The sequence below is a fragment of the Niastella caeni genome, from assembly GCF_004834005.1.
GTDB classification, from domain to species: domain Bacteria; phylum Bacteroidota; class Bacteroidia; order Chitinophagales; family Chitinophagaceae; genus Niastella; species Niastella caeni.
On sequence record NZ_STFF01000003.1, the window covers coordinates 141,082 to 152,421 of the forward strand.

The window sequence follows — 11,340 nt, forward strand, 5'->3', positions numbered from 1 at the left end:
CTGATATCTAACCAGCAGGTATCAGTTACTCTTCCACGACCAGGGGCATATTACTTTTTATTACTTTCGTATTTTCCTGGTAGTGATGACGGTAACCCTGTATTATTAACGAACATCTATACCAGAATAATACACCGTATGAAGAAAGTCCTTGGTTATTTGGTGATGGTATGCTGTATTAGTGTCGTAAAAGGCCAGGATGAAGTTCCCGGGAGGCAGGGGCATTCTTTAGAAAAGGCTTTAAAGGTATTAAAATCAAAAGGTCTTTTTAAAGATGTAGTGACCGATAAACGCCTCATGAAACTGGCAGAGCCGGTTTATGTGCCTTTAGATATAGCAGACGATAGCTTACTACAACGAATATTTGCAGAACAACCATACCTGAAATATAACCTCATTGCCAACAGGCTGGCTATTTCACGTAAAACAGATGCAGAAATTGAAAGCAGCCGCGCTCATTTTGAACGCAAGGTCAACGGCATCGTGCTTACTGATGCATCGAGCCCGGTGCAAGACGCGTCGGTGCAATTGCGTTCCAGGCGATACGGCGTTGCTACAGACAGCCTGGGCAATTTTAGTATTGTATGGAGCGCCGGCGATACGCTCGATATCACCCACGTAAATTATAAACCTGTTTCACTGGCATGGAAAGGTACCGGCAAATCAATTAACGTGCAGTTGGTACTGAAAGACCCTATGCCGCCGGTAGCCATTACTACTGGTTATTTTTCAAGAGAAAAAGGAAGTACTGCGGGTGGTTCGCAAGTAAAAGTTGGAAATTTTCCCAATACAGATGTATTGAAGATCATTCACGAAAATATCCCGGGCGTTTTTGCACCACCTTCGAGCGGATTACCAGGTACTACGCATAAATTTCAATTCAGGGGGCCCACCTCGTTAGGAGCTATAGTAGAATTAAACTACCGGCCTTCCAACAGTCCGTTGTTTATTGTAAATGGTATACCCTGGGCGCCATCGCTGCGTCCGGTAAACCAGTTGACAACGATGGTAGGCGTACCCTCGGCCCCCGGAGTTGGTGCTACCGGCTTCGACCCGTTCTTTACCATCAACCCGTTGGATATTGAATCCATCACGGTTTTAAAAGATGCGGAAGCCACAGCCATTTATGGCGCCCGTGGCGCAAATGGCGTTATTATTATCACTACTAAAAAGTCAACATCCAAAAAACCTCGCCTGGTTGTATCGGCTTCTTATGGCGTGGGCTATTCTTTGCCGGCCATGTCGTTAATGAATACCAGCCAATACCTTGCTATGCGAAGGGAGGCATTCAGGAACGATAATATTACCCCTACACCTGCCCGGGCGCCTGATCTGTTGCTATGGGACACCACCCGCTACATGGACTATAATAAGCTGCTGCTGAGCGGTACTGCCAATAACCTGAATGAGCATTTTTCTTTTTCGCAGGGCGATTCGTTGTTCCAGTTTTTATTGAATGGTGGTTTCAGCAGCCAAACCTCCGCTTTGCCTTCCAACATTTATGGTAAAAGATGGTCGTTGCTGTCTGACTTTTCCTTCAGGTCAAAGAACAGGAAAATAAAAACCGGGATAACAGCTTATGTTTCCACCTCGGAAAACAAGTGGCTAAGCGATAACGTTATGTTCGCTACCTTATTAGCGCCTAATGCACCTTATTTGACCGACAGTGCGGGGAACCTGAACTGGAAAGACAAAGGTGTTCCCTTCCGTAATCCCTTAAGCTATTTTCGCAATACCGATTTCATTCACACCGGCAATGCATTATTCCATACCTATCTTCAATATAAAATATTGCCGAAGTTACGATTTGAAACTTCGGTGGGTTACCAGCAGATCAATGTAGAAGAGGAAAATAAATTTCCGATCAGTGCGCAAAACCCTGATCCCACTCCTACCGGCATTTATAATGAAGCCCAAAACCGGTTTACCACCTGGATCGTTGAACCGGGCTTACATTATACTGATACCATCCTGAAGAAGGTTCAGGTACAGGGGTTGTTGGGCGCATCATGGTCCTCTCAGGAGAACGACCGGTGGCGAAGATCTTATACCGGCTATACGAATGATGGATTACTGGGCATCCCCGAAGATGCACAAGGCTCTAACTATTTCTCCGATAAATCGAGGTACCTGTTCCTTTCCACCTTCGCCCGGCTTAAGCTCAATTATAAAAACATATACTTTCTTAGTTTAATAGTGCGCCGGGATGGTTCCTCGCGCTTTGGCCCCGAAAACCGGTATGCCAATTTTGGCGCCATTGGCGCCGGCTGGATCTTCTGGGAAAACGCCAACAAGACCAGTTTTGCCAAACTCAGGGGTAGTTTCGGTTCTACCGGTAATGACCAGATTGGCGATTATGCGTATTTGAATACCTGGAATACAGCCGCTCAATATTACCAGGGATTACCGGGAATTTATCCTACCGGGTTGGCTAACCCTTATTATCAATGGGAAGTTACCCGCAAACTGGAAGCAGGCGTTGAATTACACCTGAACGACAACCTGAGCGCTATAATTACCGGGTACCGTAACCGCAGCAAGAACCAGGTGATGAACTTTTTACTGCCAGGCCAGGTAGGATTTGGAAACATAGTAAAGAATTTCCCTGCTATTATACAAAACACCGGTATAGAAGCGGATATAGCGTACAAAAAGACATGGGGTAATTTCTCCTGGTGCAATAAGCTAACCCTGGCCATTCCGCAAAACAAACTGATCCGTTTCGATGACCTGGAAAACTCGGGTTATGCCAAATATCTGATGATAGGTAAACCGCTTAATATTGGAATAGTACAGCGTTTTGCCGGAGTTGATGGAAATACCGGGTTATTCACGATCGCTGACCCGGAAGAGCGACTGGCCATCAATTTAGACCCTGTATTTTTCGGTGGTTTTCGAAACTCATTCCGGTTTAAGCAGGTTGAATTAACCACCTACCTGGAATTCCGCCGGCAAAAAGCACCTCACTTTATGTCTTACATATATAGCAACAGCAACTTGTCACCGGGTCAAACCAATATTGATTTTTACACTAACCAGCCGGTTGAATTGGAGAACCGCTGGCGCCAGCAAGGCGATGAAGCAACCTGGCAAAAAGTAAGTACGCTTACTAGCAGCACTGTAAAAAACGCCATTGGTAACTGGGTGAATTCCGATGCACAATTGGTGGATGCGTCCTATTTACGAATGAAAAATGTGCAGTTGGCGTTTACACTTCCCGACGGGTTTTGCAAGAAAAGATTTATAAAAGCGGCCAGTGTATATGCCAATGCAGAGAACCTTTTTACGATCACCCCATTCAAAGGGGCTGATCCGGAATTACAGACACCGTTTAGTTTGCCATTGCAAAGAACGTTTACGATCGGTTTACAAGTAACATTATAAATAGTATAGTATGGATCTGTTCAGGATATTTTACAAATGGGCTATTGCAGCACTGTTTGTTACATGGTTGCCCCTGATAACAGGTTGTGATAAGTTACTGGATGCAGGGTCGCCGCCCAACAAGGTTATTACCCCACAAGTATACAAAAGCGATTCCCTGGCGCAAGCCGCGTTGATCGGTATCTATTTTAAAATGATGGAAAACTTTGGTCCGCATAACGGCTACATGAGCCGCTTTCCCGGGTTTTCCTGCGATGAATTATTTCGCACCAACACCATAGAGCAGGACCAACCATTTTTAACGAATACAATTCCTTCAAACAATCTAACGATATGGTTTATCTGGACAAATACTTACGGCTATATATACCAGTGTAATGACGTGGTAGAAGGGCTTACCGGCCCCAATTCCATTACCCCGGCCCTGCGCAACCAGCTATTGGGGGAAGCCTATTTCCTCAGGGCCTTCAGCTATTTTTACCTGGTGAACCTGTATGGTGATGTTCCATTGGTGTTAACCACCAATTATTCCCAAAGCGCCAGGATTCCCAGAACACCGATTGATGACGTTTACAAACAAATGATCGATGATCTTAAGGCCGCACAAGACCTGTTAACAAATGAGTATGTTACTACACCGGATTATCCTACTGCCCGCGTTCGGGTGAACAGGCTGGCAGTAAAAGCCTTGATGGCAAGAATTTATTTATACCGTGGGGAATGGGCCAATGCAGCAGGTTCAGCAACCGAAGTCATTCAATCGGACAGTTACCAGTTGGAAACAAACGTGCAGCAATCCTTTCGTTACGATAGCAAAGAAGCCATATTGCAATTTATGCCGGTGAGTAATGCTTATAATACGGCAGAAGGCAGTATGTTCGTACCTATAGTGCCTAACGGAAGACCAGCTATCATCCTCTGTGATTCCATATTAAAATATATGGACCCCCTTGATAAACGCAAAGCATGGGTAAGAACGGTGACTGTTGGTGGCAAACAATACAATTCGCCTTACAAATACAAACTGAATACAGGTACTCCGCGGGAAGAATACAATATGGTTCTGCGGTTGGCAGAACAATATTGTATTCGTGCGGAGGCCCGGGCCATGCAGGGTCAATTGCCTGACGCCGTAAATGATTTGAACACGGTCAGGAAAAGAGCGGGGTTGCCAGATCTGACTAATATAACTACCCAAACCCAGGCACTTGTAGCGGTAGAACAGGAGCGACGCATGGAACTCTTTGCGGAATGGGGCCATCGCTGGTTTGATTTGAAACGCTGGCCTGCCATTACACCTACTCATCCCGACGAAAAAAGAATAGATGAAGTAATGAACGCCTTGCGGCCTGCTACCTGGAAAACAACGGCTGTCCTTTGGCCGATACCTAATTCTGAAATAATACGTAATCCTTCGCTAACACAAAATGAGGGTTACAATTAATACCTGGCCGCTTACTAATCCAGGTCGCTGTAAATAGTCGCAAAGTAAAGCGGTGCACTGAAACCGAATTCAAATTCATTTAATCCGGCATAATGAACATGCGAAAAGGAATAACCAGGGAACGAGTTACGCAGCCTTTGCATTTCATACCAAATGTCGCAATAAGATCCGGTTGGGTTAGTGAGGTCGATGTCGGTAAACCAAAGATAGTTTCCTGTTAAGGCATAAGATTGATCGAATGCCTGAACAAAGGCATTGACATTAGCTTTGGTTTTAACATTAGCATCGGCATTGGCAACAGTGAACGTACATGCTAACACGAAAATGGCGATCATCTTTTTCATAATTGAATCGGTTTTTATAGTGTAAAATAATAGACATTTCTCATCTGAACGGCGTTGTACCAACACAGTTACAGTATTTTTTCTGATTGCAATATGCAATCACAATAAAAGGGGCAACGGGAAAGCATTTCAGCCAGCGATAGGGCAAAAGCTAAAGATCACATACGGCAACGTGGATTATTTTACGTGCTTACAGGGAAATACGTATGAAGGAAGTACAATATAGGCTACACACCTATTGGCACACGGTACTATAACTCGGGTTAGCGCATCTGTCAATGTAGCAAACTATTTACCCCCACACAACAAAACAGAATCCCTTTATTATATTAAACAACGCACTAATTGATTTGACAAAAGAATTTCAAAATTAGTGTTCCCACATGAAAAGAACCCGTCACATAAAACATCCTGATTAGTAATTTTTAATGAATAGCGCTGTATTGCATATGCTTCTTTATCATATGTTACTTTTATGTGTTTACACTTGTGATTGATTTTTTATATTTGAAATTTATAATAACTACACATGCAACACCTCATATTGTTACACGGCGCCTTAGGCAGTAAAGACTATTTTAAACCATTGGCCGCGAAATTGGAACATTCATTCCAGGTACACACATTCAATTTCAGCGGCCATGGCGGACGGCCTTTTTCCGATACAGCATTTTCCATTCCATTTTTTAGTGAACAGATTGCGGAATATATGCAGGAAACAGGAATTGAACAAGCAAACATTTTTGGATACAGCATGGGCGGGTATGCAGCGATGTATCTGGCAAAACATCACCCTGAAAAGATCAACAAACTGATCACCCTGGCCACCAAATTTTATTGGGATGAAAAAACAGCCGCCAAAGAAGTGAAAATGCTGGACGGGAAAACCATTCAGGAGAAAGTGCCGGCTTTTGCCGCACAATTGCAACAACGGCATGCACCTAATGATTGGCTGTTGCTTTTGGAGAAAACCGCTCAATTATTAACTGGTCTTGGAAAACAAAATACGTTGAATGTAGAAGATTATGCGAGCATCACTATTCCCTGTATGGTGTTGTTGGGCGACCGGGATAAAATGGTGACTCTCGATGAAACCATAGCCGTTTACAAACAATTACCCAATGCGCAATTAGGTGTTTTACCCGGCACCCCTCATCTTTTTGAGCAGGTGAATGTGGAGTTGTTGAAGGGGATGATTGAAGGATTTATGAAATTTTGAGAGTTTCTGATTTTGGGATTTTGGGATTTTTGAGATATCATTATTTAGAGATCTTGGATTTAATCAAATCCCTAAATCTCTAAATCCCGAAATCAGCAATGAGTTTTAAGCTACTTCCCTGCTCTCTTTCGGCAAATGAATTTTTAACGTACAGCCCTGTCCTTTAGAAGAGATCACTTCCAGTTTACCATCAAATAACTCTATACGGCTAAGGATATTGCTTAGCCCCACGCCCTTTCTTCTTTCTTTGGGATCAAACCCTTTTCCATCATCCTTTATCCACAGGTCAATGTAATTATTATCTTCCGATAGCCCAATGTACACATTATGCGCCTGTGCGTGCTTTATGATGTTATTGAACTGCTCCTGTACAATGCGGTACAATGCCAGTTGTTGTTTCGGACTTACATTTATAAGCTGTTCCTTTTCGCACTTGAAATTGATCGCAAAAGGATTTACCAACTGAATGTTCTCGATCAGGTCCTGTACAGAGTCTACCAGTCCGTTTTTATCCATCACCGGCGGCACCAGCGACTTTGAGATCTTCCTGATCTCATTAATGGCCATTTGCAGGTTCTTTATGCTACGATGCAACAATTCCTCTTTCATCTCATCTTCCTGCATGGAAGCCTCAATATACGCTTTGGTAACAGCCAGGATCTGGTTGATGTTATCATGTAATTCACGACCGATCTCTGCCCGCTCGCGTTCCTGGCTTTCAATGGAAGCACGCACCAGCTTGCGTTGGTGCTCTACCCGTTCTTTGTTGATCTGCTCAGAATACTTTGCCAGTTGCTCTTCTGCTTTTATTTTTTCCGTAATATCCTGGCAAGTGCCGATAAAGGTTATGTGTTTTCCATCCCTGCGCTGCGAGCCTCTTCCTTCAATATATTTTGTAACGCCGGTATGACTAATAATGCGGAAGTGAACAGGTTCAAACGTTCCTGTTTCAACAGCCAGTTCCTGCGCCTTAAATACAATGGGCTTATCCTCCGGGTGTACAAACCCCACAAATATTTCATACGACAAAGGCGTATTGTTATCAACATCCAATATGCGGTATAATTCATCTGAGCACGCAATGAGCTCGCCCTGCTCACCAATTTCCCAACTACCTATTTTGGAAATGATCTGGGCTTCTGCCAACTGCCGTTCGCTTTTACGCAGGTTTTGTTCTGCAATAGCTTTTTCGAGCCGTTCTCTGGTTTCTTTAAGTGCCCGTTTTACTTTGGGTATTACGGTGAACAATTTATCTTTCAATGCATAGTCAGTTACGCCGTTCTTGATCAGTTCTACGGCATTTTCTTCCCCGATAGTGCCCGATACAATGATGAACGGCACATCGGGACAGATCTGCTGTTTGATATTGAAAGCAGTAACGCCATCAAAGCCCGGCAGCGAATAGTCGGATAAAATAATATCCGGACAAAAATCAACCAATGAATTGCTGAACTGATCTTTGGTTTCAACAATCTTCGTTACAAAATCCAATGCACCTTTCTTCAACTCATACAACAGCAATTCAAGGTCGTTTTCATCATGTTCGAGGATCAACAATTTTATACTTTTCACAGTTGCCATAACTTACGATTGATACGGTTGATTTAATATTAACCAGTACAGGCCGATGGTGCCAACAGCCTTTATATATCCTTCAAACTCTACAGGCTTTACGATATAGCTGTTTACGCCCATCATATAACTTTCTTTAATATCTTTTTCTTCTTTTGAAGAAGAAAGCAAAACAATTGGGATCATACTGGTACGTTCGTCTGCTTTCAGTTTACGGATCACTTCCAGTCCATCTACTTTTGGCATTTTCAGGTCAAGGATGATCAACCTGGGTAACGCTGCAGCATTACGCCCGGCATAGGCGCCGGTACAAAAAATGTAGTGCAGTAATTCTTCGCCATCTTTCAAATGCACAAGCGAGTTCACAAGGCCTTCTTTTGAAAGGGCACGAATGGTTAACTCAGCATCGTCTACATTATCTTCACAAAGGACTATATCAATTTTTCCGTTGCCTGGATTTTCTATCATATAGGAGGGTTATTGATTTTGGGTAAGGAAAAATAAAAAGTAGCGCCTTCTTCGATCTTTGCTTCAGCCCACACTTTTCCACCATGTTTAACTACTATCCGCTGAACAATGGCCAGCCCTACGCCGGTCCCTTCAAATTCTTCATTACTATGCAACCGTTGAAATACGCCAAATAACTTATGCGCATACTGCATATCGAACCCGGCCCCGTTGTCTTTTACATAATACACAAATTCATCTTCCTTTTCTTCTGAGCCTATTTCAACTTCAGGTTTTTCTTTTTTTGCAGAATATTTTATGGCGTTGGAAACAAGGTTCATGTATACCTGCGATAGCAGCGCAGGATCGCCCTGTGTATTATGCAATGGATGCACAATTATATGGATTTTGTCGGGCGCGGTTTGTTTCAGGTCGGCAATAATAGGTTCAACCAGCTTATTGAATTCAATGGGCAACCGTGAAATTTCCTTACGGCCCATGCGGGAAAAAGCCAGCAGATCATCAATGAGGATACCCATTTTTTTGGCGTTGTTCCTGATCACATTCAACATGCGTTTGGCTTCGTCGTTAAACTGGTGGGCATGGTCATCCTGTATCATCTGCGCATAGCCATTGATGCTGCGAAGGGGCGCCCTCAGGTCGTGCGATACGGAATAGGAAAAAGATTCCAGCTCCCTGTTGGTTAATTGCAACTGGGCAACATTCCTTTCCAGGTTTAAATTCAGTTGGTTTATTTCGAAGTCTGCTTTCTTTTGCCGGGTAATATCGCGGCCATTGGCAAACCATAAATTATGCTTATGCACGATGTTCCAGCTAAAATACCGTGGCTCCCTGGTTTTGGTATAGAATAAAGTTTCAAAAGAAAATATTGGCTGGTATTCTTTGGCCAGTTGCTTAATCTTAGGTCGATCTTCTTCTGATACATAATCGAGCAATGAAGATCCTTTCATTTCATTTGCGGTATAGCCGAGCAGGGAATGCACGGCATCATTCACTTCTTCGAACCGGAGTGAAAAGCCATTAATGATGCAAATAAGATCAGCCGAATTATTAATGAGGAGGGCATAATTTTCAAGCCGTTGGTTTTTCTCCATCAGTTCCCGTTGCTGGCGGTGCAATTGCAACAGCACCGACACTTTCGCCTCGGTAATATCGGGATTGAGCGGTTTATAGAGGTAGTCGATGGCGCCTTCTTCAAACCCCTTCATTACAAATTTGTGGTCTTTTAATTCGGCAGTTACAAAAATGATTGGCGTTTCGCTCGTTCTTTTATTCGACTTTAAAATCTGCGCCACTTCAAATCCATCCATGCCGGGCATTTGCACATCGAGTATGATCAGGTCAATTTCCTGGTTCAGGGCTATTTTCAATGCTTCATTTCCATTGGTAACGCTGATCAAATTACGATCAGGCTGGCCCAGGATCTGTTCCAGCGCATAAATATTATTGATCTTATCGTCTACAATTAAAATATGGTCTTTCACCTGTTTTACCATACGGTATTGTTTTTCATACATTCCCGCAAAAAGCTACCAATGGCATCCGGCGTTAAAATATGCTGTATGGCGCCGGTATTAATAGCCGCCTTCGGCATTTCAGGATAATCGGCTGTATCGGGTTGCTGCGCAATGGTGGTACCCCCCAACTTCCTTATTTTTTTCATTCCCCGGGCGCCGTCTGCATTGGCCCCGGTAAGTATTATGGCCAACAGGCGTTCCTTAAATACGTCGGCCGCTGTTTCAAACAATACATCGATCGATGGCCGGCTATAATTGACCGGGGGATCGAAGCTTAATGAAAACGTGCCATCGTTCTCTACCAGCAAATGATAATCGGGAGGCGCAAAGTATACGCAGCCGCCTGCTATCACCTCTTTTTCATCGGCTTGTTTAATGCATACGCTGCACTTCTGTTGCAGCACTTCTTCCAGCAGGGACCGTTCATCCTTCGACCGATGCTGCACAACAATGATCGGTATAGGATAATTGGCCGGTAACTGCTTAAAAATGTTGATCATTGCATATAACCCACCGGCAGAAGCGCCAATTACAATTGCATCGAACGTTTTATTTTGATCCATCTTTGCCAGAACTATTTCGTTTTCATAAATATTTTTTCCTTTTTGTCAATTTCCTCAAAACAGGTACGCTTATCAGCAAAGAGTAACGATTCTTTATTGCCTAAACATAAAAAACCAAACGAACATAAACTTTCATAGAACAGACCGATCACCTTGCTTTGCAAGGCCTGGTTGAAATAGATGAGCACATTGCGGCAAAGGATCAATTGAAACTCGTTGAACGATTTATCCATGGCCAGGTTATGCACTGAAAAAACAATATTCTGCCGCAACGATTTATCCCAAAGCACCGAATTGTATTTAGCCTTATAGTAATCGGAAAAGGAATGCTGACCACCAGCTTTCAAATAGTTTTCGGTATAACTTTTCATGTTATTGATGGAAGAAATACCCTCCCGCGCCTTTTGTAAAGCATCCTGGTTAATGTCGGTAGCATAGATCACCGTTCTTTCCAGCAAGCCTTCTTCGCGAAACAGGATCGCCATGGAATACACTTCTTCACCAGTGGAACAACCGGCAATCCATACTTTTATGAACGGATACGTTGCCAGCCGGTTGATCACATTTTTACGCAGGCTTTTGTAAAAGAACGGATCGCGGAACATTTCGGTCACGTTCACGGTGATGTCCTGTATAAAATGTTCGAACGCCGCTTCGTCTTTCAACACCATCCGGCCCAGGTCTTTTAAACTTCCTACCCTTTTGCTTTCCATGAAAGCCCGGATCCGTCTTATTACTGACGCCTCGGCATAATCGGTAAAATCGTAACCATACACAAACCGAACAGATTCCAGGAACTGCCGGTACTCTTCGTTATCAATCATTCAAT

General features: G+C 43.5%; 9 protein-coding genes. 3 read left to right on the forward strand and 6 right to left on the reverse strand.

All coding sequences use genetic code 11. The features are described 5' to 3' along the window. The first annotated feature begins 138 nt into the window (after positions 1–138). Positions 139–3,384 (forward strand): SusC/RagA family TonB-linked outer membrane protein, encoded by a 3,246-nt coding sequence (locus FAM09_RS12090; protein WP_136577378.1) that lies wholly within the window; start codon positions 139–141, stop codon positions 3,382–3,384. Positions 3,385–3,394: 10 nt separating this feature from the next. Beyond that, positions 3,395–4,828, forward strand: coding sequence for a RagB/SusD family nutrient uptake outer membrane protein (locus tag FAM09_RS12095; protein ID WP_136577379.1), 1,434 nt, complete (start codon positions 3,395–3,397; stop codon positions 4,826–4,828). A 14-nt stretch (positions 4,829–4,842) separates the two neighbouring features. Here FAM09_RS12095 and FAM09_RS12100 read toward each other — a convergent pair whose 3' ends face one another. Further along, a complete protein-coding gene (locus tag FAM09_RS12100; RefSeq protein ID WP_136577380.1) occupies positions 4,843–5,172 on the reverse strand; it encodes a hypothetical protein in 330 nt (109 codons plus the stop codon). Positions 5,173–5,701: 529 nt separating this feature from the next. On the opposite strand from FAM09_RS12100, the gene FAM09_RS12105 reads away from it, so the two are divergent. Beyond that, positions 5,702–6,391, forward strand: coding sequence for an alpha/beta fold hydrolase (locus FAM09_RS12105; RefSeq protein WP_136577381.1), 690 nt, complete (start codon positions 5,702–5,704; stop codon positions 6,389–6,391). A 105-nt stretch (positions 6,392–6,496) separates the two neighbouring features. Here the strand turns inward: FAM09_RS12105 and FAM09_RS12110 are convergent, their stop codons facing one another. Genes FAM09_RS12110 through FAM09_RS12130 form a run of 5 tightly spaced genes read right to left on the reverse strand, consistent with a single transcriptional unit; the run spans position 6,497 to position 11,335 of the window. Then, positions 6,497–7,972 (reverse strand): hybrid sensor histidine kinase/response regulator, encoded by a 1,476-nt coding sequence (locus tag FAM09_RS12110; RefSeq protein ID WP_136577382.1) that lies wholly within the window; start codon positions 7,970–7,972, stop codon positions 6,497–6,499. Between the two features lie 3 nt (positions 7,973–7,975). Continuing rightward, positions 7,976–8,431 (reverse strand): response regulator, encoded by a 456-nt coding sequence (locus tag FAM09_RS12115; protein WP_136577383.1) that lies wholly within the window; start codon positions 8,429–8,431, stop codon positions 7,976–7,978. After that, positions 8,428–9,927: a hybrid sensor histidine kinase/response regulator gene (locus FAM09_RS12120; protein ID WP_136577384.1), complete on the reverse strand. Its 1,500-nt coding sequence runs from the start codon at positions 9,925–9,927 to the stop codon at positions 8,428–8,430. Before FAM09_RS12120 ends, FAM09_RS12115 begins: the two co-directional genes overlap by 4 nt. Further along, complete coding sequence (locus FAM09_RS12125; RefSeq protein ID WP_136577385.1) at positions 9,921–10,511, reverse strand: chemotaxis protein CheB; 591 nt, start codon at positions 10,509–10,511, stop codon at positions 9,921–9,923. The genes FAM09_RS12120 and FAM09_RS12125 overlap by 7 nt, the downstream gene beginning before the upstream one ends. Before the next feature lie 11 nt (positions 10,512–10,522). Beyond that, positions 10,523–11,335: a CheR family methyltransferase gene (locus FAM09_RS12130; RefSeq protein ID WP_136577386.1), complete on the reverse strand. Its 813-nt coding sequence runs from the start codon at positions 11,333–11,335 to the stop codon at positions 10,523–10,525. Between the last annotated feature and the right edge of the window lie 5 nt (positions 11,336–11,340).